Raw genomic sequence first — 22,693 nt, forward strand, 5'->3', positions numbered from 1 at the left:
CAGGCGGGCAGCATCTAATTTGAACTCGGGTGAGAAGGATCTACGTTGTTTACTCATTGAACACCTCTGTCTCAGGCAGCGACTTTACCACCTAAATTGGTGTCCGGGATTAGTAGACCATTACAAGAGTGCAAATCCATGACCACTGATAGGTATTGCCATTGCCCTTTAACTTTCAGATAGGTTACATCAGCAACCCAAACTTTGTTCTTACTGCTGGGCACTGCTCCGTCCGATCTTAGATTCTCACCAGAGGCCAGGAAGCGCTTCATGCCAGGCGCCCTACGTGTCACTCTGGTAACCCTTCCTATGAGCCCCATCTCCTGCATCAGCCGGGCTACACGCTTACGACCAACCTCATACCCCTGATTCTGCAGGGCTTTCCAGATTCTCGGACTAACGTAGCGTCCTGCTGAGTTATCTGAAATCTTCTGGATTTGCATCTTCAGCTCTTCATCCTGACATTTTCTGTCTGATGGGGGCCTCTTTATCCAGTCATAATAGCCACTGCGCGATACCCCTAGCCACTGGCACATAGTTCTAACACCTAGTTCTTGTCCGAATCTCTCGATGAATCGATATCTTGCTGATGTTCCTCCGCAAGAAACCGTTGCCACTTTTTTAGCAGGTCAACCTCCTGCTTGAGCTTGCGATTCTCCGCCTCTAGTCGCTTTACCTTAGAAAGCTCTTTCTCATGCTTGGAGACCACCCCGGTTAGTTTCTTTCTCTTATCAGCCACAATCTTCCCTTCCCGATACTCTTTTCGCCATCGTGACAGCATGAAGGGATGAATGTCGAGAGTAGCTGCGACCTCTTTAACTCGAACGTCTTCGATCAAGCTAAGCATCACTGCCTTTACCTTGAATTCGTCTGAGTACTGCCACGTCTTTTTAGGGTTTAAGCATTTCGGCATTAGACACCTCGTCTGTTTGACTTTGGTGTCCGTTAAAGCGGGGGAAGATCAGCACGGCGTTTTTCATGTTGTTATTCGGTGGATGATATAGGGGTTCAGATGAAACAATCTGGACCCTTTTTTATCATGCGTTTAACGCAGTTGTGACTGCTGTTTTCGTGTGAGCATTCACCTGGGATGGCGGGAGCGCTTGCCGCAGTTCCTGTTTGGCCGCTCTGCTCAAGGCTCCAATAGCGGGCCATCCATCGTAACCCTGGCATCGGGTTGGGCCACTGACGGGGTATCTTCCTCCCGCACCCGGAACCAGGTCGCGTAAAGGGCTGGCAGGAACAGCAGCGTCAGTCCGGTAGCTACGATCAGGCCACCCATGATCGCCACCGCCATGGGACCGAAGAAATCACTGCGCGACAGCGGGATCATTGCCAAAACAGCGGTCAGGGCGGTGAGCACAATGGGGCGGAAGCGCCGCACGGTGGACTCGACAATAGCGTTCCAGGCACTGAGCCCCTGGGCCATATCCTGCTGAATCTGATCCACCAGAATCACCGAATTGCGCATCACCATGCCGCCCAGGGCAATGGTGCCCAACATGGCCACAAACCCGAAAGGCTGGTTGAACAGTAACAGGAACAGGGTAACGCCGATGAGGCCCAGCGGCGCAGTAATAAGCACCATGGCAGAAAGAGACATACTGCGCAATTGCAGCATCAGCAGGGTAAACACCACCAGTAGAAACAGTGGCATGCCCGCGTTGACGGAAGCTTGTCCGCGCGCGGATTCTTCCACACTGCCGCCCACTTCCAACAGGTAACCCGGTGGCAGTTGGTCGCGAACGGTCTGCAGTTGTGGCCACACCGCATCCACCACTGTGGCGGGCAGCGCTGAAGTGTAGATGTCGGCGCGCACAGTCACCGTGGGCAATCGGTCGCGATGCCAGATAATTCCTTCCTCGAAGCCATACTCCAGGGTGGCGATCTGGTTTAGGGGAACGCTGCGGCCGCTGTCGGTCTGCACCGCCAGGTTGCCAAGCTGACTCAGGGCGTGGCGTTCACGCTCCTGGCCGCGCACGCGCACATCAATTAGCTCGTTGTCTTCGCGATACTGGCTTACGGTGATGCCGGTGAGGGAACTTTGCAGAGCGCGGGACAGGTCAGCGCTATTGACACCCAGGGCACGGGCGCGATCCTGGTCGATATTCAGGTTCACCGTCTTGCTGGGTTCCTCCCAGTCCAGGTGGACATTGGACACCTGGGGGTTTTGCCGTATATGTCCGGCCACTGCGTGGGCGAGACTGCGAACGGTAGTGATATGCTCACCGGAAACCCGGAACTGCACCGGGTAGCCTACCGGCGGGCCGTTCTCCAGACGGGAAACCCGGCTGCGCAGGGTGGGGAATTCCGTCTCCATGGTCTCGATCAGCCAACTGCGCAACTGCTCGCGCGCTTCTACACTGCGGGTCATGACAACCAACTGGGCAAAGCTGGCCGCCGGCAGTTGCTGGTTTAGGGGCAGATAGAAACGGGGTGAGCCGGTACCCACATAAGCCACATAGTTCTCCACCAGCGGATTCTTTTTCAGCAGGGATTCCAGGCGTTGGGCCTGATATTCGGTGGACGCCAGGGAGGCACCCTCGGCGAGTTTCAGGTCCACCATCAGCTCCAGGCGCGCGGAGGAGGGAAAAAACTGCTGGGGCACCAGGCGAAACAGGGCCAGTGAGCCAACAAAAATTGCCAGGGTTGCCGCAATCACGGTTTTGCGATGGCGCAGGCACCAGGTGATCAGCTTGCGGAAGCGCTGGTAGAAGGGTTTCTGATAAGGGTTCCGCAGCTCGCCTTTGTGGTCACGACGCGTCAGATTGGGCAGCAGGTAGTGGCCCAGGTAGGGCACAAACACCACTGCAGCGATCCAGGAGGCCAGCAGTGACAGGGTGACTACCTGAAAAATGGAGCGGGTGTATTCGCCGGTACCCGACTGTGCCGTGGCAATGGGCAGAAAACCGGCGGCAGTGATCAGGGTGCCGGTGAGCATGGGGAAGGCCGTGCTGGTCCAGGCGAACCCAGCGGCTTTAAGGCGGCTGAACCCCTGCTCCATTTTAATCGACATCATTTCCACGGCGATAATGGCGTCATCCACCATTAATCCCAGTGCCAGCACCAGTGCGCCCAGGGAAATCTTGTGCAGGCCGATGTTGAAATACTGCATCAGTGCGAAAGTCATGGCCAGCACCAGCGGAATTGACAATGCCACGATCAGGCCGGGGCGACTGCCCAGGGAGAAAAAACTCACCAGCAACACGATAGCCAGTGCCTCGGCCAATACCCGTAAGAATTCCCCCACCCCGCGTTTTACTGCGGCGGGCTGGTCCGAGACTTTGTGGAGTGCCATACCCAGGGGCAGGTCCTGTTGCAGTTCGGCAAAGGTCGCGTCCAGCTGTCTGCCCAACTGGAGAATATCCCCACCCCCCTTCATGGAGACGGCGAGGCCGATGGCATTCTCTCCCATAAAACGCATGCGCGGCTGGGCCGGATCGCTAAAGCCGCGGTGCACCTCGGCGATATCGCCGAGCCTCTGGGTGCGACCGCCAGCGGTGATGGGGAACTGGCGAATTTCCTCCACGGACTGGAACTGTCCGCTAACGCGTATGCGTACTCGGTCGCTCACGGTATCCACAAATCCGGCGTCGGTGACCTGGTTTTGTGTCTGCAGGGTGTTTTGCACCGCGGCCAGGGGAATCCCCAATGAAGCGAGTTTAGTGTTGGAGAGTTCCACCCAGATTTTTTCATCCTGCAGGCCCAGCAGTTCCACTTTGCCCACATCTTTCACCCGCTGCAGGGACAGTTGCAAACGCTCGGCGTAATCCTTCAACAGTGCATAGTCAAAGCCGTTACCCGTAAGCGCATAAATATTGCCGAAGGTGGTACCAAACTCGTCGTTGTAAAAGGGGCCGTGAATATCGGTTGGCAGGGTGTGACGGATATCGCCAATCTTTTTGCGAACCTCGTACCAGAGATCCGCGATATCCCTTGAGTGCATATCGTCCCGGGCGACAAACAACACCTGGGACTGGCCGGGGCGGGAGAAGGAGGAGATGTACTGATAGTCGCCGGTTTCCATCAGTTTTTTTTCCACCCGCTCGGTGATCTGGCGGGAGACCTCCCCGGCGCTGGCACCGGGCCAAAGGGTATTGATCACCATCACCTTGAAGGTAAAGGGCGGATCTTCGCTCTGCCCCAGTTGTGTATAGGAGACGGCGCCCAGCAGCCCCAGCAGGATCATGGCGTAGAGTACCAGGGGGCGGTTTTGCAATGCCCATTCGGAGAGGTTAAATCCCATGGCAGTGTCTCTGTCTGGTAGGCGCGGCGGGTTTGTTGGGGCCACGCATTGGTAAAATTGTCGGGGCACCTAACGGACTGCCCTCTGCAGTTTTTGGCTGTGTTTTGACCGGTCGTTTAATCCTGGCTGACCAGGGTGCGGTCCGGATTGATGGGGCGGTTCATACGGTCTACAGGTCGCACGCGCTGGCCCTCCCGCAACAGGTGGGTGCCGGCTGCCACAATCCAGTCGTCGGCGTGCAGGCCGGCAAATACCGGGACAAACTCCTGACCGAAGGGCCCCAGGGTCACTGCTGTTTTGTGCAGTGTCTGGTGTTCTTGGTCCAGCACCCATACAAAGGCCTTGCCATCGTCGGCGCTCACGGCGGACATGGGCACCTGGAATATGTCCGTGGCGGCAGCCTGGGGTACGAAAACCCGTGCACTCTGGCCCAGTTCTGCGCCAATTGCCTGGTTGTCGAAGGCCACACGGGCTTCGAATGTGCGGGAAATGGGATCTGCGGCGGGGGAGAGCTCGCGCACCTGGGCGGGGAAAGGTTTGCCCGGTTGCGACCAGAGTTCCACTGTCAGCGGCTGGCCCACACGGAAGCGGTTGATGGACTGCTCCGGCAGGTCGATGCGCACTTCCCGCTCCCCGTCTGCGGCCAGTGTGAAAATACCCTGGCCTGCGGCCACAACCTGGCCGGCCTCCGCTCTACGGCGGGCGATCACCCCGCTCTCCGGCGCTTTCAGTACCGCGTAGGCAACCTGGTTGCGCGCCACATCCAGCTGTGCCCGGGCCTGTAACAGTCGGGCTTCACTGGCCTCAAAGCGGGTTGTAACTGTATCGAACTGGGAGTGGCTGACCAGCTGGCGCGCCAGCAGTTTGCGGTGGCGCTCCAATTCACTGCCGGCGAGGCGTTGATCGGCCTCGGCAGAATTGAAGTTTGCGCGGGCAGAGTCCAGTTGCAGACGCAGGTCCTCGGTGTCTAGTTCGGCCAGGGCCTGCCCCTGTTCAACCCGATCGCCTACGTTGACCAGGCGCTGGTGGATCTTGCCATTGATACGGAAGGCGAGGGCCGGTTCGAAGCGGGCACGTACCTCTCCGGGGTATACATCCAGCCGGGTGCTGGCCAGCTCGGGGCGAACCATCACGGCGGGGCGCGGTTTTTTCTCCCGGTCTGTGGTATCGGATGGCGTACAGGCGGATGCAAGCAGGCTGATTAACAATACAGTGTGCATTAGTGGTCGGTACATAGAGGTTCCCTTCCTTCGCGGCGAGGCAACAGGCTGAAACCGGGAATGGGTAGACAGGGCCCGGTAGCCAGCAATGCTATACTGGCGAGTATAGTAAATTTATTAAACTGGAGAGTCCAGTATATGGAGCACTATGTCTGAGCAGTCAACGGCAAACGCCCAGCGCGGTCGTCCCAAGGACCCGGCCAAGCGCCAGGCCATACTTGATGCAGCCAAAGAGTTGTTTCTGACCCAGGGCTTTGCCGCCACCAGTATGGATGCACTGGCTTCGGCGGCGGGGGTCTCGAAACTGACCGTCTACAGCCACTTTTCCGACAAGGAGACGCTCTTTAGTGCCGCGATTACCGATCGTTGTGAAAGTATGATGCCCCTGCCGATCTTTGTGCTCGAGGAGGAGGATTCGGTAGCGGGCGTGCTGGAACGGATCGGCCAGGCTTTTCTGGAGATGGTGTACAGCGAGGATAGCGTCCGGCTGTTGCGACTGTTGTGTTCTGTGGCTTCGCAGGAATCGAGGATGGCGCAGCTTTTCTTTGATGCGGGTCCCCAGCGTATCCTTGGGGAAATGGAGCAGTTGCTGATCCGGGCCACCCAGTTGGAGATGTTGCGGGTGGAGGACCCGGCTGCTGCCGCAGAGAACTTTCTCGGCATTTTGCTGGGCTGCGGGCATCTGGGCGTGTTGATCGGGCGCTCAGAGGTGGAGGCAGGGGCGGAGCGGCGCGCGCGGGTGTGCAGGGCGGTGGATTTGTTTATACGGGCCTACCGTTAAACTCCATCACAGGGCACAGCTAGCGGTGCTGGTCCGATGCAGTGCGGATGCGGGCATGCGCTGGCCCGCAGACACCGCGTGAAACGCTCCCGCTATACATTGCCACCCGTATCAGTTACCGATTGCATTTGATCAGGTTTTGATACGGTAACCGGTGCGGAATATCCACCAGGTGGCGAGAAGACACAGGATCAGGAAAAGCAGGGTCATGCCCACACTGAGCCCAATATTGACATCCGCCACGCCGTAAAATGCCCAGCGGAAACCGCTGATCAGGTAGACCACGGGATTGAACAGGGTAATTTTCTGCCAGACTGCCGGCAGCATACTGATAGAGTAAAAGGCACCTCCAAGGAAGGTCAGTGGTGTGATCACCATCAGGGGGATAATTTGCAGCTTCTGGAAGTCGTCGGCCCAGACACCGATGATAAAGCCGAACAAACTGAAGGTGAGGGCGGTCAATACAAGAAATACCACCATCCACACTGGGTGGGTAATTTCATAGTCCACAAAGAAGCGCGCCGTCACCAATATCAGGAGACCCAGGACGATAGACTTGGTTGCTGCGGCCCCCACATAACCCGCCACAATCTCGAATACAGATACCGGTGCGGACAGGATTTCGTAAATAGTACCGGAGAATTTCGGAAAGAAAATGCCAAAGGAGGCATTGGAGATACTCTCGCTCAGTAGCGCCAGCATGATCAGTCCGGGGATAATGAAGGCCCCATAGCTGACGCCCTCAATGTTGCCCATTCGTGCACCGATGGCGGCACCGAACACGATAAAGTAAAGGGAAGTGGAGAGCACCGGCCAGACGATACTCTGCATCAGGGTGCGCCAGGTGCGCGCCATTTCAAACTTGTAAATTGCACCAATGCCATACCAGTTCATTCCTGCATCTCCCCGCTGAGTTGTCCCTCGTGTTTCTGATGTTCACCGTGTACCAGATTCACAAAGATTTCCTCCAGGGAGCTCTCCCTGGTGTGCAGATCGCGAAAATCGATATTGGCGGCATTGAGGCAGCGCAGGAATTCCGCAATGCCGGTATCTTCGCTCTTGATATCAAAGCGGTATATCAATTCACTGCCATCACTGTTCAACCTGAGCGGCAGGTCGGCGAGGGCATCGGGAATCTTTTGCAAGGGTTCCGGCAGTGTCAGGCTGAGCTCCTTTTCCCCCATGCGCTGCATCAGGGCATTTTTCTCTTCCACCACGACCAGTTCACCGCGATTGATCACCCCGATACGATCGGCCATCTCCTCGGCTTCCTCGATATAGTGGGTGGTGAGAATGATGGTGACCCCGGAATCCCGCAGCCCGCGCACCATGGCCCACATATCCTGGCGCAGTTCTACATCGACGCCGGCCGTGGGCTCATCCAAAAAGAGTACATGGGGTTCGTGGGAGAGTGCCTTGGCAATCATTAAGCGGCGCTTCATACCCCCGGACAGGGTAATGATTTTGTTGCCTTTCTTTTCCCACAGGGACAGCTGCCGCAGGATTTTTTCCAGGTAGCTGGGGTTGGGCGCTTTACCAAACAGCCCGCGGCTGAATTTCACTGCACTCCAAACGCTCTCGAACGCATCGGTGGATATTTCCTGGGGCACCAATCCGATCTCCCGGCGGGCCCTGCGGTAATCCCGCTGGATATCATAGCCGCTGACAGTGACATTGCCCTGGCTGGCATTGACGATACCGCACACAATACTGATCAGGGTGGTCTTGCCGGCACCATTGGGGCCAAGCAGGGCAAAAATTTCCCCGCGTTGAATCTCCAAATTAACTTTCTTTAGAGCGGTAAAGCCGCCGGCATAGGTTTTGCCGAGATCTTGAATGGAAATAATGGGTTCCACTTTTTCTCCTTGTCAAAGTAAGGTGATCGGGGCTTTTCTGTCTGCACGCTGTCGGTTCAGTCTACATCCTGCCGCACAATATTTCAGTAGCCTGCCAACTCGAACAAGGATATTCGGGTCGCAAATCAAGCATGTAAGTGCTTGATTTGTCGTGGATGGATTGCGGGCATGCGCCGCAAACCCGGGTTGAAAAAGGCCGTGGAAGGCTTTTTTCAACAGCTTATTAGAGTGTAAGCCGGTGTGTGCTGTTGAGGTGACTGGCAAAGTGCGCTTGCAGCGCAGGCAGTGACCGTGTCTATGGTTGCCCCGGATATTACCGAGAGCGCCATGGGTGCTGTGACGGTAGTTGCAAAGCTCATTGCCCGGTTCCCAATGCATGACCTTCCGGGCTCATATTGGCCGTCGGTGACGAGGTGTGGTTCAAGATCTGCCGGGCGAGGCGGATACTTGGGCTCTCTGCTGCCACCATCAATAGGAAGAAGCCCGGTGTTGTCGGTGGCTGAGGCGCAGGGTTTGGCTGTTTGCGGTTGCAGTTCACGGTTTGTCTCCCTTCACTTGCATTGGAAAGCTGTGCAGTGTAAAACCTCAAGTAATATTGAGGTCAATAGCTGCAGGAGGCTTTTCGGTGACTGAGGGGCATAACAGCAAAACGGCATCTGGCGCAGAAAGTAGTATTCGGCGTGCGTTGACTGTGGGTGAAGTGGCCGAGCGCAGCGGTGTGGCGGTGAGTGCGCTGCATTTCTATGAGCGCAAGGGCCTGATTAGCAGCTGGCGTACCAGTGGCAACCAGCGGCGCTATTCGCGGGATGTACTGCGGTGCGTGGCAATTATCAAAGTCGCACAGAGCACCGGCATTCCCCTGGCCGGGATTCGCAAAGCTCTGGGCACGCTGCCCAATGGCCGCACACCCACTGCCAAAGACTGGTCAAGGCTGTCGGCGGGCTGGCGCGAAGACCTCGACCAGCGCATTGGTCAATTGACCCGGTTGCGCGATCGCCTGCAGGACTGTATCGGCTGTGGCTGTCTCTCTATGGACACCTGCCCGTTGCGCAATCCCGGAGACCGGGCAGCGGAGCAGGGAGGTGGTGCGCACTATTTGGAAGAAAAATAGTTGGGCCGGTAAGCATTCCTCAGCCGGCCCATTGCGGAGAGTGGATACCCTACCTTTATTAAAATTCCTTGAGGTCGCTGGTCATTCGGCAATCAAACGGGTTTTCCATACCATCTTTGGCTGTCGCTCTCAAAGGGCCAACGGGTTTGTCTTTCAGGTTTAGAACCGGCCAGTGACAGCATCTTCTCGCGTTCCATCAGCCCGATAATATCCCGGGCTGTGGGTTTGTGACCAGTTCCTTTCAACTAAATATCCTCTGGTAAAAATGCAGTGCTCCCTGCCGGGCATCCTCCGCTGCTTCCCTGTTGTAGGCAAGGGGTAGCCCAAGCTTCTCGCCCCGCTCTGTGGCGATAGGATTGGTAAATCCGTGCAGTACGCCGGGATAGCTGATCAGTGTGAGTTTGGCACCTGCCACCTGCATCTCCTCGACAAAGGCACCCACCTGTTGCGGAGGGATCATGACATCGGCACCGCCGGTATACACCTGGATTTCCGCCTGAACTCCACCCTTCTGAGAGGAGATATTGCTGGCCAGGGCGCCGTGAAAGCTGACTACGCCGCGCAGTTCCAGGCCGAGTCGCGCCATATTCAATGCCACTTCTCCGCCAAAGCAGTAGCCTTGTGCCGCGATGCGGGTTGGGTCGACACTGGTGTGTTGTTGTAACAGTGACTGCGCGGTGCGAAAACGGGCTTCCAGAGCCACAGGGTTTTTGCGCGCCGCATCGCTTAAATTTTGTGCTTCGGCGGGATCGTCAGTGTGTTTACCGCTGCCAAACATATCCACTGCAAAGGCGCGGTAGCCATGCCTGGCGAGCTGGTCCGCCTGATCCCGCATAAAGGCATTCTGCCCCCACCATTCGTGTACCAGGATAATGCCCGGGCGCTTGTCAGCAATGCGATCATCCCAGGCTAAATAACCGGTATAGGATTGCCCATCTACTGCGTAATCAATTACTTCCGACGCCATAATTCTTCCAGTTCAAAGTGTTTCTCTAAATAGAATTTGCCCAGGCTAAAGTGCGATGGCGCACTTTAGCAGAGATTCCTAGGTATCCGGCGGTCCCTTTAGCTCAATCACGTTGTTCTCGGGGTCAGAGATGTAGAGAGAGGGCCCCATGCCTTCCGCTCCATAGCGCTGTTCTACCGGTGAGGCACCAATATTTCTTTCCTGTAGGAATCGCAGAATATTGTCGGCGTTGAATGGGTCCACACGCAGACAGAAATGGTGCAGATTGTGTCCCTCGCACCCTGGAGCGGAACCGCCTGTGCGTCCAATCTCCTGATCCATCGGTACCAGGTCGATCAGGCTGTTGCCGGCGCGCATTTGATACAGGCCGAGACTCGTATTCTCCCGTTCCAGTTTGCAGCCGAGAATATCCTGGTAAAAACGGCGCACGGTTTCCAGTGATTTTACGCGCAATACAAGGTGATCGATATGTTGGATAGTGAACATGGGAGCCCATTAATTTTAGGAAAACCTGTCTCGGGCAATAATGGAAACTGCGATACACCGGCTCTAAGTGTAGGAGGCCGGTGGGGTCGCGGCCCACAAGGGGGCATTAAGTGGCGTCTTATGGCAATTGTTTGCACTCGACTGTGCCTGGGAAAGCGAAACAGAGGGCCTGTCGCTATTTTCAATAGTTTTACACAAGACCTGGGGTTGCAGAAGTGAGCTTAATCACTGAAATCGTCTATTTGGGCTGTGCCAGGTTTTTCTGCAAACTTCTCTGAGCTCGGTGCGGGAAATGACCGGTGGCTTGCGAACAGATTGCTTGAAAATAAGCCCGTTACAGTTGCGCTCTGTAGGTTTTAACAGCCTGTTAGGGAAAATGCCCTATACCCTGTGTGAAGGGTACTTTTGGAATATACCATTGGTATTATAGGCGCAACCGACGGAATTGCCGCTGCGGTCTATTCTTCTGTAGCACTGGCGTGGACGGTGCGCAACAGGGATAAAATCTCTGCTTTACAGGAGCCACAGTGCGTGCCGCAGCCCAAGGTGTTGCCGAGAGCTGCCAGGCTGTGCATACCGTTGCCGATTGCCTTGGTGATTTGTGCACGGGAAACCTGCATGCAGGTGCAGATGATCTTCACACCGGGTGCGATGGGGTGCAGTAGTTTTGCGGGAACCCGGGGTAGTGCCATCTCCAGGTAGCGTTCCAGCGAACGCCGGTCTGGCAGGTCTTGCCAGCGGTTGCCTGCAATGATAAGCAATTGTAGCGTGTCGTTATAGACCACCCAGCGCTGGTTTTTTAGTGACTCAATCTGTTGCCAGTGCATGCCGTGAATATCGCCTAATAGTTGTGTGCCCAGGCCGCGCCCGTTTAAAGGATGGTGCAGGGCCAGTTCGTAGCGGTAACCGCCGGTGCAGGGTACCCGGTACCAGTGCAACAGATTTTTATCTTTGGCACTATGCAGCCATTGCCACAGTTTTTTTGCGACGATGTCGGGGCAAATCAGGGTGGCGTAACTACTGCAGGGAAGTGCCTCTACCTGGATCGGCACCTGTTTGAATTCCGGCTGGCCCGAGTGGGGGTCTACAACTGCAGCAGCCAGTGCACTGACCCTGGCATCCCGGGCCAGGGTTTCACTCCAGTGGATGGGGGCGAATAGTTGGCCGGGCTTTTGTGCTTCACTCAGGGTGGCACGCCCGGACATTTTGCCCTGGGCATTGTTCAGCGTGATCAAAGTGCCCTCTTCAATGTTGTATTGTCGTGCATCTTGCGGGTTAATCTGGATTTCGGTAATTTCACTGTGGTCCAGCAGTGTACGTGCGTGACCAGTGCGGGTCATGGTATGCCATTGATCACGCATGCGACCGCTGTTAAGCCACAGTGGATAGAGGGCACAGGTTTGCTGAAGCGGTGCTCGGGGGGTGATTGGTACAAAGTGCGCACGCCCATTGGCGGTAAAAAACCGACCATCATTAAATAGCCGCGCACGCCCCTGGGGGTTGACCTGGTTTACCGGCCACTGTACCGGTTCCAGCACGTCGTATTCCTGACGCTGGATATCGCTCAGCAGGGAGATATCAAAGGCGCGGCGCCCATTATTTTCAAAGCCTGAGAGCCGCGCGTGTTCGCGGAAAATCTCTACTGGATGTGAATAGCCAAAGGCTTCTGAATAGCCCAGTCGTTGCGCCAGATCACAAATAATCTGCCAGTCATGGCGGGCTTCTCCGGGAGGGTGCAGAAAAGGGCGCTGTCGAGAGATGCGTCTCTCCGCATTGGTGACAGTGCCGTTTTTTTCTCCCCAACTGGTGGCTGGCAGCAGCACTTCTGCACAACGGGTGGTATCAGTATCGGCAACGCAATCGGAAACGATGACGAGTGCACATTTGCGCAGGGCTTCAGCTACTCTCCCGGCTTCGGGCATACTCACTGCAGGGTTGGTGGCCATAATCCAGATGGCTTTGATTTGGCCGCTTTCCACCGCCCTGAACATATCCACAGCGTTTAGCCCTGGCGTCAGGGCGACCCGTGGGGCATGCCAGAAGCGGCCCAGTCGATTGATGTTATCCGGGTTAAACGTCATATGCGCAGCCAGTGTATTGGCCAGACCACCCACCTCCCGCCCGCCCATGGCATTGGGTTGTCCGGTGATGGAAAAAGGGCCGGCTCCGGCTTTACCAATGCGCCCGGTGGCCAGGTGGCAATTGATAATGGCGTTGTTCTTATCGGTACCGCTACTGGATTGGTTGACACCCTGGGAGTAAAAACTGACGGTTTTTTCTGTCTCGGCAAACAGTTGGAAGAAGGCCAACAGTTTTTTTGCGGATACCCCACAGTGTAGTGCAGTTTGCTGCAGAGACCACGTCCGGGCTGTGGTGAGTGCCTCCTGGAAGCCGTTGGTGTGTTGCTGGATATAGTGGTTGTCCAGATACTGATGTTGCGCAAGGAAATTCAGCAGCCCGTTAAACAGTGCTGCGTCACTGCCGGGGCGGATGTCCAGATGTAGATCGGCCAATTCGCCCGTGGCGCTGACACGAGGGTCAATAACCACCAGTTTGGCATTGCCAGCCTGCATACGTTGGAACAGGATCGGGTGAGTCCATGCGGCATTAGAACCTATCAGCACAATCAGGTTAGCGCGATCTAGGTCTTCGTAGCAGCAGGGTACTGCATCGGCACCAAAGGCGCGTTTGTAGCCGGCCACTGCCGAAGACATGCACAGGCGCGAATTGGTATCAATATTGGCGGTGCCGATAAAGCCCTTCATCAGTTTATTGGCTACATAGTAATCCTCGGTGAGTAGCTGGCCAGAGAGGTAAAAAGCCACGGAGTCTGGTCCGTGTTTGCGAATGTTTTCGGCAAAAGCATTGGCCACAAAAGACATGGCCGTATCCCAGTCGGTTGCTTGGCCGTGCAGATACGGGCGCAACAAACGACCACGATCTCCCAGTGTTTCACTCAATGCGGCACCCTTGACACAAAGGCGACCAAAATTGGAGGGATGGTGCCTGTTACCACACACCGCGATTGCGGCAGGGTCCGCAGGATTTTTGTGGCTGATTGAAACCCCACACCCTACGCCACAATAAGGGCAGGTAGTCTGTGTGCCCAAAAATTTCTTTGTGGCCATTACTATATACTATTGCTGTCGATAAAAACGGTGTCCCCGATAAAGGTTAATGGGTAGGTGGAAAGCTGGATATTGCTATTTTCCATGCAAAGCCCATCTGTAAGGCGGAAGTGATGTTTATAAAGCGGAGAGGCAATGGTGAATTCCCCATCCAGTTCTGCAAGAATTCCTCTCGCAACGACGCCAGCTTGTGCGATTGGGTCCCAGTTGTCTATGGCGTAAAGCTGCTGCGCCTGGCTGGGCAAGAAAAAGAGCGCGATACTTTTTCTTGAAAGTGTACAGGTTTTTCTCTTCTTTTGGGTGGGAGTATGTTCCCAGAGGGCGCAGACTCCGGAATCGCTGATCAGATCTGATCGCTGACAGATCGGCTGCCAAAGAGAGTGAATTAAGTCAAATGAATGAGTTTGGGATGATTTTAATAAAGTATGAGCCATAATTCTTTCTCACAGGATAAAAGATAAATTTATTGGAGTCTTTTATATCGGTTCGACAACGCCTACAATTTCTTCCACTTGGGCAGGGCGTGGCTGTCCGCGCTCATTCATAAAGACAATCCTGTCATCGGTCTTGTCACTGTTAATAAATTGCCGAAAACGCTTGAGTTTTTCAGAGTCGTTAATGGTTGCTTTCCATTCGCACTGATAGGTATCAATCACCCTGGCCATTTGTGCTTCCAGTTCCTTGCAGATTTTCAGTTTGTCCTCGATAATAATTTCGCGCAGATTGTCAAGACCACCATCAAAGTTTTCAAGCCATCTTGAGGTGCGTTGTAATTTGTCCGCGGTGCGTACATAGAACATTAAAAAACGGTCGATATAGCGGATCAGGGTTTTGTTGTCGAGATCGGTAGCAAACAGATCTGCATGGCGTGGGCGCATACCCCCATTGCCACAGACAAACATATTCCAGCCATTATCGGTCGCGATAACACCGACATCTTTGCTCTGTGCCTCCGCGCATTCACGAGTACAGCCGGAAACTGCCATTTTTATTTTGTGCGGTGAGCGCAGACCTTTATAACGGTTTTCCATAAGCAGTGCCATGGAAACACTGTCCTGCACACCGAATCGACACCAGGTGTTGCCCACACAGGATTTCACTGTGCGCAGGGATTTCCCGTAGGCATGGCCAGTTTCAAATCCCGCATCGATCAATGCTCGCCAAATTTCCGGCAACTGTTCCAGGCGAGCCCCAAACAAATCGATGCGCTGGCCACCGGTAATCTTTGTATAGAGGTTGTAACGCTTTGCCACCCGCCCGATCACAATCAATTTTTGTGGGGTGATTTCTCCCGCGGGAATACGCGGCACTACCGAATAGCTGCCGTTTTTCTGCATATTTGCCATAAAGGTGTCATTGGTATCCTGCAGTCCTACATGAGGCTGTTCCAGGATATGCTCATTCCACAGAGAGGCGAGAATGGAAGCAACCGCGGGCTTACAGATCTCGCAGCCATACCCACGGCCGCGTTTCTGCAAAAGCTCAGGGAAAGTCTTAATGCGCTCTACCTGTATTATCTGGAAAAGCTGCTGGCGCGAGAAGGGAAAATGGGCACAAAGGTGATTGTTCACTTCCATACCCAAAGTGGTAAAGGCGTCGTCAACGATGTTTTTCAGTAAGGGGGCACAACCGCCACAGCCGGTCCCGGCTTTTGTTATATCCTTGATTTCTTCCAGGGAATGGCAGCCCTTGGCAATAGTATCAAGGATCTGGCCTTTACTCACATTGTGACAGGAACACACGGTTGCTGTTGCGGGCAGATCTGGGGTACCCGGTGCAGTTGCCGCGTTGTCCGCAGTGGGTAGGATTAATTGTTCTGGATGTTCGGGCAATACGATAGCATTGAGGTGATATTGCAGCAGAGTATCGTAGTTATCAGTGTCTCCCACCAGCACGGCCCCAAGCAGTTGCTTTCCTTCTGCATCGGTGATCATGCGTTTGTATACACCGGCCTGTTCATCTATAAAAGTAATTGCAGCAGAATTCTCAGTGTGCCCGTGGGCATCGCCAATGGAGCCGACCTGAACACCGAGGAGTTTTAGCTTGGTACTCAGATCCGCCCCGGAAAAAAATGTCTGTTCGTCAGTCAATTGCGCGACAGCGGTGCGTGCCATGGAAAACCCAGGAGCAACAAGGCCAAAAATACGCTGTTTAAAAAGCGCACACTCGCCAATGGCAAATATATCAGAATCGGAGGTGCGACAGTTCTGATCAATGACGATACCGCCACGTTTCCCGAGCTGCAGCCCGGCCGATGCAGCCAGTTCGTCTCGGGGGCGGATACCGGTAGAAAATACAATCATATCAGTGATTAGTTCACTGCCATCCCGGAACTGCATGCGCAGACGCCCGTTCACTTCTTCGATCAGCTCTGTGACAGTACCTATGTGAACATCCACACCCAGTGCCTCTATTTTTTGCTTCAATAGAGCCGAACCACCTGCATCCAACTGGATTGGCATAAGCCCAGATGCAAACTCTACAATGTGGGTGTCCAGTCCCAGTATTTTTAATGCATTTGCGGCTTCAAGACCCAGTAGTCCACCACCCAATACCACGCCCCTCTTTGCGTTGGCGGCGGCACTGCGTATCGCATCCAAATCTTCAAGGGTGCGATAGACAAAGCACTTTTTGTGTTGGTTTCCGGGAATTTGTGGCACAAAGGGGTAAGAGCCGGTGGCGAGGACCAATTGATCGTAGTTTTTAACAATCCCACTTTGTGCGGTAACTGTCTTGTTTGCCCGGTCAATTTCTATCACGCGCTCATCGACAAGCAGTTCAAAGCCCCACTGTCGATACTGTCTGGCGCTTCCCATGGCCAGATCTTCGGCAGTGGACCCGGCAAAATAGTCCGAAAGATGCACGCGGTCGTAAGCTGTTCTGGGCTCGGCACAGAATATTGTGACGTCGAAATAGTCCACCTGTTTGTGGGCTGCTAGCTGTTCTAGGAGGTGATGCCCCACCATACCATTGCCAATGATTATCAGCTTGGTTTTTGATTCTGCTTTTTTCATTCTTGAAATTCCTGCCAGGCTCTAGTCGACGTTTTCAGAATAGGGCGATTTTGAGGGTGTTAGAAGCTTCCACTTCTGCCAATATCCATAACAGATTACCCAGTTCTGGTTGGGCAAGAACTGTTAGTTTAATCATTCAATATTCATACCAGCTTGACAATTGAGCAACAACGCCTCTCCGGAAAATGCATGGCGAATTCCTGTAAGGTCAATGGGATAGGTCAGTAGTGCCGAGTATAGATATGAATTTATGCAAGTTTTTTAGGCGACATTGATCATTGATACACTGCCATCCGGGAGAGTCTCCGCTATCTGCCCTTCGGGCTCTTCCAGCAATAATACGGCAGCGAAGCCGAGCAGCGCCGTGATGCCAATAACCAGGAAGAATTCCTGGTAGGACATAAAACTAAAAACGGTGAGATAAAACACAGCACCGACATTGCCATAGGCGCCGGTGATTCCCGCAATCTGGCCAGTGAGACGGCGTTTGATCAAAGGAACCACAGCAAATACGGCCCCTTCGCCAGCCTGCACAAAGAAAGAGCAGGCCATCGCAGCGAAAACGGCCAGGTAAAGTGGCCATTGGGTATCGATAAGACTCATGATGAAATATCCCAGAGCCAGCCCTGCTGTGAGCACCAGCAGGGTGGGCCTGCGCCCCCAGCGATCACTAATCAGTCCGCCCGCGGGGCGCGACATCAGATTCATGAATGCGTAAGCCGAACCAAGCAGACCGGCCTTTATCGGGTCCAGGGTAAAGGTTTCTGAGAAGAATAGGGGCAGCATGGAAACCACGGCAAGCTCTGAGCCAAAAGTGGCAAAGTACAGCAGATTTAGAACCGCCACCTGCTTGAACTTATAGCGGTGTAACGGCGCTGGCGGGTTGTGGAGGACTTCGCGGTTTACTCTGAAGGTCTTGCGTGTATCCAGCATATAGAGCAGGCCAAGGCCGCAGTAAATGATTGTGGCAGCAGCCTCGGAAAAAAGACCAATCCCGCTGGACAATTTCCAAGTAAGCAATACCAATGCTGCATAGATGGGGATCTTCACAATTAGCAGAAGAATAAAATCTCCACGGCTGGTAATTTCCATGGCGCCGATCTTTTTTGGCTTGAAATAGGCAAAGCCTTTTGGAGTGTCTGTTACTGAAAGGTAGTAAATGACACTGTAAACCAGTGCGATGACTCCGGTGAGGCCAATGGCATAGCGCCAGCCATTGTCTCCACCAGCAATCAGGGCAATCGCTGGCAGAGATATGGCTGCGGCAGCGGAACCAAAATTTCCCCAGCCGCCGTAAATACCCTCGGCTGTACCCAACTGGCGCACGGGAAACCACTCCGATACCATACGGATGCCAACCACAAAACCGGCACCGATAAATCCTAGGAGAAAACGACTGATCGCTGCCTGTATAAAGTTGTCCGCCAGTGCGAAGATAAAGCAGGGCACACTGCCAATGGCCAGGAGCAGGGAATAAGTGAGTCGCGGACCATATTTATCCGTGAACATACCGACCACGATGCGCGCAGGTATGGTCAGGGCCACATTGAGGATTAACAGTGTTTTGATCTGTTCTGGCGTTAAGGAGAGGCTTTTTGAAATGGCCATTAAGAGTGGTGCATGGTTAAACCAGGCGAAGAACGTGATAAAGAAAGCCACCCAGGTTAGGTGAAGTATTTTTATCTTACCGCGGAACGAGATCAGATTGAGTGGCTCACTGGTCATACGTAATTCCTCTGTTTACAAATCTCGCAGGCCCACGACGTTTGCAACCGAAATCCGGCGGTTGGTATCGATGGACTTTGTTGGCAATTTACTACCGGGCCGTAAGGAAAGAATATTCCTCTCCCAAAATACGCTGTGAATACATTCCTGTGCGCTTGTAATCGGCATCCATGCCTTATACGACCCTGAGAGTGGGGTATTCTTCCTTCCTGGCTTACTGGTAAGTTGGTAAATAAACCGCTTCACTCTGGTGATCTACCCGGAATTAGCGCATTGGATCATCATTTTATTTCCATTCAATTAATATGCCAGCACGAAAAAGTTATCGGATTTGATCTCTGGAATCCTAAGAAAAAATATATTTCGCACGGTTTGACTGAGCAGGTTGCCTTATTGGTTTTGTTTCCGGAAGTGAGGATAAGGACAACTGCAATTTTTTGGTGCGATAGTTTGCGTTTATTGTTTTTCTTGCACAACCGGGGTGCTTTTATGAAGATCTAATTCGGTCGGATATGATGTGTGATGTTAAGTAAGATTGTTTCTTCTTTTTCTTCTATTCGAACAATTTATTGCAAAGGGTTATGCTGGGCAGTAAATACTCTGTTAATGAGTTTTGGTTAAGAGGGTATGTAAAATTCAATATTGGTATTGAAGTTATTTTTGCTAATGGATCAAAATAAGTCATAAATATTCTAAATGACATTTTATAATGGAAATGCTATTTGTAATCAAACCGTTTGGATCTGGGTAGTAGCATAATGAAGCGTGATGTTGTTAGGGCTATATGGCCTCTCGGCGGATTACGACCGGCAGTGACTGGGTTCTGGGTGTTATAAACCGGGCAATCTGCGCGCTGGCTCGGTTAACAAGGCTTACTTTTGCCCGCCCAGCTAAGAGAAATGGTTACAAATGTTACTTTTGATGGGATGTCCGTATAGTGTGTAGTGTGCCCTTACCCTGGTTTTTTAGAAGAGACTTATAAATTTCACCAATTACCGCTATTAAAAGAGACCACTTTTCATCTTCAGCCCACCGGTTTACACTCCGGCTGTTTATAAATTGGGCAGGCGGAAGCATTTCGAAGCAGGTTTAGTAGTCAATCCAGAGAACAAACCAAGAGGGGCACAGCGGTGATAATAGCCATACCAAGGGAGACCGCAAAGGGAGAGGCGCGCGTAGCGGCAACTCCCGACAGCGTAAAACGTTTACGCCATTTGGGTTTTTCCATTGCGCTGGAAAAGGGGGCTGGTGATATGGCCAGCTTTACCGATGCGGCCTATGCTGAGGTCGGGGCGGAAATCCGCAATGATCTAAAGGCATGTCTTGCCGGTGCGGGGGTGGTCCTTAAAGTGCAGGCCCCCACTGATGAGGAACTGGTATTGATTCCCGAAGGGGCCACCGTGATTGCTTTTCTCAAGCCAGCGCAAAATGCCGAGCTTCTGCGGAAACTGGCTGATCAAAAAATCAATGCGTTGGCTGTGGAGTCTGTTCCCAGAATTTCCCGTGCACAGAAAATGGATGCACTCAGCTCCATGGCAAATATCGCCGGCTATCGCGCGGTAATCGAGGCTGCACATAATTTCGGCCGTTTCTTTACCGGCCAGATTACGGCTGCCGGAAAAATTCCCCCCGCAAAAGTGTTGGTGATTGGTGCCGGTGTTGCTGGCCTCTCTGCCATAGGTACTGCAAGGAGTATGGGCGCTATTGTGCGTGCCTTCGACACCCGTTCAGAAGTGCGTGAACAGGTGGAGTCTATGGGTGCGGAATTCCTGACTGTGGAAATAGCCGAGGAGGGTTCCGGCACTGGTGGTTATGCCAAGGAGATGTCCAAGGAGTTTATTGAAGTGGAAATGGCCCTGTTCCGCGAGCAGGCCAGAGAAGTGGATATAGTCATTACCACAGCATTGATCCCCGGCAAGCCTGCCCCAAAACTCTGGCTTGCCGATATGGTCGATAGCATGGCACAAGGGTCGGTTGTGGTAGACCTGGCTGCGGAAATGGGAGGAAATTGTGATTACACAGTACCCGATAAAAAAGTAGAGCACAGTGGTGTAACCATTATTGGCTACACCAATCTGCCCAGTCGCGCAGCGAACCAGTCTTCCAGATTGTACGCCACCAATCTTGTCCACCTGCTGGGTGAGCTGACACCGGATAAAGATGGTGAGATCCATATTGACTTTGAGGATGAAGTGATCCGCGGTGCAACTGTGGTCAGGGCTGGGGAAATCACCTGGCCCCCTCCCCCTCCAAAGATTTCAGCTCAACCCAAAACCCCAGCCAAAAAAGCTGAGCTGGATAAAGGACCTGTTGAGGAAAAAGTTAAAAAGAAGAAATCGCCCCTGGCTATTTTTGTATTTTGGGCCGTGGCGGCGGTGTTGCTGCTGTGGCTTGGGCGGGTGGCACCACCGGAATTTGTTTCACATTTTACCGTTTTTGTTCTCGCCATTTTCGTAGGCTGGCAAGTGATCTGGAATGTAACCCATGCATTGCACACCCCTTTGATGAGTGTCACCAATGCGATTTCCGGCATTGTGGTGGTCGGGGCTCTGGTACAACTGGGGGTAACAGGCTCAGCCCTGGTAACGGTCCTCGCTTTTGTCGGTGTGCTGGTTGCCAGCATTAATATATTTGGTGGCTTCTTTGTAACCCACCGAATGCTGAAAATGTTTCGCCGCTAGGGAGAATTAGTGATGAACGGAATGATAGCAATGGCTTACCTGCTCTCAGCGGTGATGTTTATTTTAAGCTTGGGCGGTCTGTCCAGCCACGAAACAGCACGCAGGGGAAATCTCTACGGTATGGTGGGTATGACGGTCGCCATTATTGCTACCATAGCCGGCGTCGCCACCGGAGCCCTCTGGATGGTAGCCGTCGCGATGGTGGTTGGGGCAAGTATCGGACTTGCCCTGGCAAGGCGTGTAGCCATGACCCAGATGCCGCAGATGGTGGCCTTATTACACAGTTTTGTCGGTCTTGCCGCGGTATTAATTGGCTGGGGTGGTTTTCTCGATCCACAAGTGACTTTGCGCGGGGCCGCCCATGTGGTGCACAGTACAGAAATCTATCTCGGTGTGTTTATTGGTGCAATTACCCTCACCGGTTCCCTTGTCGCCTTCTGCAAGTTGCAAGGACTGGTGTCTGGTAAACCACTGACACTGCCGGCCCGCCATTGGCTGAATCTGACCGCGATTCTGGCCTGTATAGTGCTGGGTATTGGGTTTGTGCCGGCAGAAGTCAGCACCGGCACGCTGATAAACCTGCTTCTGATGACTGCAATTGCGTTATTGCTTGGTATTCACCTGGTTGCGGCAATCGGCGGTGCCGATATGCCGGTGGTGATCTCCATGCTGAACAGCTATTCTGGTTGGGCTGCAGCGGCGACCGGATTTATGTTGGGCAATGACTTGTTGATTGTCGTAGGCGCCTTGGTCGGTTCTTCTGGTGCGATTCTCAGTTATATTATGTGTCGCGGTATGAACCGCTCGTTTATCAGCGTAATTTTGGGAGGCTTCGGCTCTGAAGGCGGAGTGGTTTCCGATGATGAAGTTGAGGGCGAGGTTGTGTCGATCAGTCAGCAAGATCTGGCCGACGATCTAAAGGTCGCTGAAAAGATTATTATTGTCCCTGGTTTCGGTATGGCCGTTGCGCACGCGCAGCAGGCTGTCAGCGACTTGACCGATCGGCTGCGTAAAATGGGTAAGACGGTGCGCTTTGGTATCCATCCCGTAGCGGGCCGCCTGCCCGGTCATATGAATGTACTCCTGGCGGAGGCCAACGTGCCCTACGACATCGTGTTGGAAATGGATGAAATAAACCCGGATTTTCCCAGTACGGACCTGGTACTGGTCATTGGTGCGAATGATACAGTGAACCCGGATGCAGTCGAAAAACCGGGTTCTCCCATTGCCGGGATGCCAGTGCTGGAGGTGTGGAAAGCGGACAAAGTGGTGGTGCTCAAGCGCTCCATGGCCTCGGGTTATGCGGGCGTAGCCAATCCGCTCTTCTATAAGGAAAATGCCCGGATGCTGTTTGGAGATGCAAAGGACAGCCTGCAGGGAGTGCTGGGAAAGATAAATTCATGATTTGGGAAAATAATTCTGGTCACAAAGCATTCAGGTCTGCTTGACGAAATTACGGCTTCATGGTGTGAGTGACG

15 protein-coding genes and 1 pseudogene are annotated in these 22,693 nt (G+C 53.6%); 4 read left to right on the forward strand and 12 right to left on the reverse strand.

Going from position 1 to position 22,693, the window contains the following annotated elements; all coding sequences use genetic code 11:
- Nucleotides 1-125: 125 nt before the first annotated feature.
- The 3 genes and pseudogenes from Q1A48_RS15295 to Q1A48_RS15305 form a co-directional block, all read right to left on the reverse strand.
- A pseudogene (locus Q1A48_RS15295) lies at nt 126-913 on the reverse strand (IS3 family transposase); the annotation flags it as partial.
- Nucleotides 914-1,132: 219 nt separating this feature from the next.
- Complete coding sequence (locus tag Q1A48_RS15300; protein ID WP_299946596.1) at nt 1,133-4,246, reverse strand: efflux RND transporter permease subunit; 3,114 nt, start codon at nt 4,244-4,246, stop codon at nt 1,133-1,135.
- A gap of 116 nt (nt 4,247-4,362) precedes the next feature.
- Entirely contained in the window at nt 4,363-5,481 is a 1,119-nt protein-coding gene (locus Q1A48_RS15305) for an efflux RND transporter periplasmic adaptor subunit (RefSeq protein WP_299946598.1), read from the reverse strand.
- Nucleotides 5,482-5,614: 133 nt separating this feature from the next.
- On the opposite strand from Q1A48_RS15305, the gene Q1A48_RS15310 reads away from it, so the two are divergent.
- Nucleotides 5,615-6,247: a TetR/AcrR family transcriptional regulator gene (locus Q1A48_RS15310; protein ID WP_299946601.1), complete on the forward strand. Its 633-nt coding sequence runs from the start codon at nt 5,615-5,617 to the stop codon at nt 6,245-6,247.
- 132 nt (nt 6,248-6,379) lie between these two features.
- Here Q1A48_RS15310 and Q1A48_RS15315 read toward each other — a convergent pair whose 3' ends face one another.
- The 3 genes from Q1A48_RS15315 to Q1A48_RS15325 form a co-directional block, all read right to left on the reverse strand.
- A complete protein-coding gene (locus tag Q1A48_RS15315; RefSeq protein ID WP_299946603.1) occupies nt 6,380-7,141 on the reverse strand; it encodes an ABC transporter permease in 762 nt (253 codons plus the stop codon).
- On the reverse strand, nt 7,138-8,103 hold the full coding sequence (locus tag Q1A48_RS15320) for an ABC transporter ATP-binding protein (RefSeq protein ID WP_299946605.1): 966 nt from the start codon (nt 8,101-8,103) through the stop codon (nt 7,138-7,140). Before Q1A48_RS15320 ends, Q1A48_RS15315 begins: the two co-directional genes overlap by 4 nt.
- 355 nt (nt 8,104-8,458) lie before the next feature.
- Nucleotides 8,459-8,641, reverse strand: a complete 183-nt coding sequence (locus Q1A48_RS15325; RefSeq protein WP_299946607.1) for a hypothetical protein — start codon at nt 8,639-8,641, stop codon at nt 8,459-8,461.
- Between the two features lie 87 nt (nt 8,642-8,728).
- On the opposite strand from Q1A48_RS15325, the gene soxR reads away from it, so the two are divergent.
- Nucleotides 8,729-9,214: a redox-sensitive transcriptional activator SoxR gene (soxR, locus tag Q1A48_RS15330; RefSeq protein ID WP_299946609.1), complete on the forward strand. Its 486-nt coding sequence runs from the start codon at nt 8,729-8,731 to the stop codon at nt 9,212-9,214.
- Nucleotides 9,215-9,455: 241 nt separating this feature from the next.
- Here soxR and Q1A48_RS15335 read toward each other — a convergent pair whose 3' ends face one another.
- The 6 genes from Q1A48_RS15335 to Q1A48_RS15360 all read right to left on the reverse strand — a co-directional run bounded on the left by Q1A48_RS15335 (nt 9,456) and on the right by Q1A48_RS15360 (nt 18,534).
- Nucleotides 9,456-10,181 (reverse strand): dienelactone hydrolase family protein, encoded by a 726-nt coding sequence (locus Q1A48_RS15335; protein ID WP_299946611.1) that lies wholly within the window; start codon nt 10,179-10,181, stop codon nt 9,456-9,458.
- A gap of 78 nt (nt 10,182-10,259) precedes the next feature.
- Nucleotides 10,260-10,667, reverse strand: coding sequence for a VOC family protein (locus tag Q1A48_RS15340; RefSeq protein WP_299946613.1), 408 nt, complete (start codon nt 10,665-10,667; stop codon nt 10,260-10,262).
- Between the two features lie 458 nt (nt 10,668-11,125).
- Nucleotides 11,126-13,795, reverse strand: coding sequence for a nitrate reductase (locus tag Q1A48_RS15345; RefSeq protein WP_299946615.1), 2,670 nt, complete (start codon nt 13,793-13,795; stop codon nt 11,126-11,128).
- 2 nt (nt 13,796-13,797) lie between these two features.
- On the reverse strand, nt 13,798-14,229 hold the full coding sequence (nirD, locus tag Q1A48_RS15350; RefSeq protein WP_299946617.1) for a nitrite reductase small subunit NirD: 432 nt from the start codon (nt 14,227-14,229) through the stop codon (nt 13,798-13,800).
- 42 nt (nt 14,230-14,271) lie between these two features.
- The gene (nirB, locus tag Q1A48_RS15355; protein ID WP_299946620.1) at nt 14,272-16,809 is read right to left on the reverse strand and encodes a nitrite reductase large subunit NirB; all 2,538 of its coding nucleotides are present in this window, start codon (nt 16,807-16,809) and stop codon (nt 14,272-14,274) included.
- Between the two features lie 261 nt (nt 16,810-17,070).
- Nucleotides 17,071-18,534: a NarK family nitrate/nitrite MFS transporter gene (locus Q1A48_RS15360; RefSeq protein WP_299946623.1), complete on the reverse strand. Its 1,464-nt coding sequence runs from the start codon at nt 18,532-18,534 to the stop codon at nt 17,071-17,073.
- A 1,130-nt stretch (nt 18,535-19,664) separates the two neighbouring features.
- On the opposite strand from Q1A48_RS15360, the gene Q1A48_RS15365 reads away from it, so the two are divergent.
- Nucleotides 19,665-21,215, forward strand: coding sequence for a Re/Si-specific NAD(P)(+) transhydrogenase subunit alpha (locus Q1A48_RS15365; RefSeq protein WP_299946626.1), 1,551 nt, complete (start codon nt 19,665-19,667; stop codon nt 21,213-21,215).
- 12 nt (nt 21,216-21,227) lie between these two features.
- Nucleotides 21,228-22,619 (forward strand): Re/Si-specific NAD(P)(+) transhydrogenase subunit beta, encoded by a 1,392-nt coding sequence (pntB, locus tag Q1A48_RS15370; protein ID WP_299946628.1) that lies wholly within the window; start codon nt 21,228-21,230, stop codon nt 22,617-22,619.
- The last annotated feature ends 74 nt before the right edge of the window (nt 22,620-22,693 follow it).

The organism is uncultured Microbulbifer sp., assembly GCF_947489355.1.
In the GTDB taxonomy this organism is placed as follows: Bacteria; Pseudomonadota; Gammaproteobacteria; order Pseudomonadales; family Cellvibrionaceae; genus Microbulbifer.

Bases quoted from the DNA above. Each gene is read 5' to 3' on its own strand.
- Q1A48_RS15360 (WP_299946623.1), bottom strand. From the start codon at position 18,534: ATGACCAGTGAGCCACTCAATCTGATCTCGTTCCGCGGTAAGATAAAA.
- Q1A48_RS15345 (WP_299946615.1), bottom strand. From the start codon at position 13,795: ATGGCCACAAAGAAATTTTTGGGCACACAGACTACCTGCCCTTATTGT.
- Q1A48_RS15315 (WP_299946603.1), bottom strand. From the start codon at position 7,141: ATGAACTGGTATGGCATTGGTGCAATTTACAAGTTTGAAATGGCGCGC.
- Q1A48_RS15300 (WP_299946596.1), bottom strand. From the start codon at position 4,246: ATGGGATTTAACCTCTCCGAATGGGCATTGCAAAACCGCCCCCTGGTA.
- Q1A48_RS15335 (WP_299946611.1), bottom strand. From the start codon at position 10,181: ATGGCGTCGGAAGTAATTGATTACGCAGTAGATGGGCAATCCTATACC.
- Q1A48_RS15305 (WP_299946598.1), bottom strand. From the start codon at position 5,481: ATGTACCGACCACTAATGCACACTGTATTGTTAATCAGCCTGCTTGCA.
- pntB (WP_299946628.1), top strand. From the start codon at position 21,228: ATGAACGGAATGATAGCAATGGCTTACCTGCTCTCAGCGGTGATGTTT.
- nirD (WP_299946617.1), bottom strand. From the start codon at position 14,229: ATGGCTCATACTTTATTAAAATCATCCCAAACTCATTCATTTGACTTA.
- Q1A48_RS15340 (WP_299946613.1), bottom strand. From the start codon at position 10,667: ATGTTCACTATCCAACATATCGATCACCTTGTATTGCGCGTAAAATCA.
- nirB (WP_299946620.1), bottom strand. From the start codon at position 16,809: ATGAAAAAAGCAGAATCAAAAACCAAGCTGATAATCATTGGCAATGGT.
- Q1A48_RS15310 (WP_299946601.1), top strand. From the start codon at position 5,615: ATGTCTGAGCAGTCAACGGCAAACGCCCAGCGCGGTCGTCCCAAGGAC.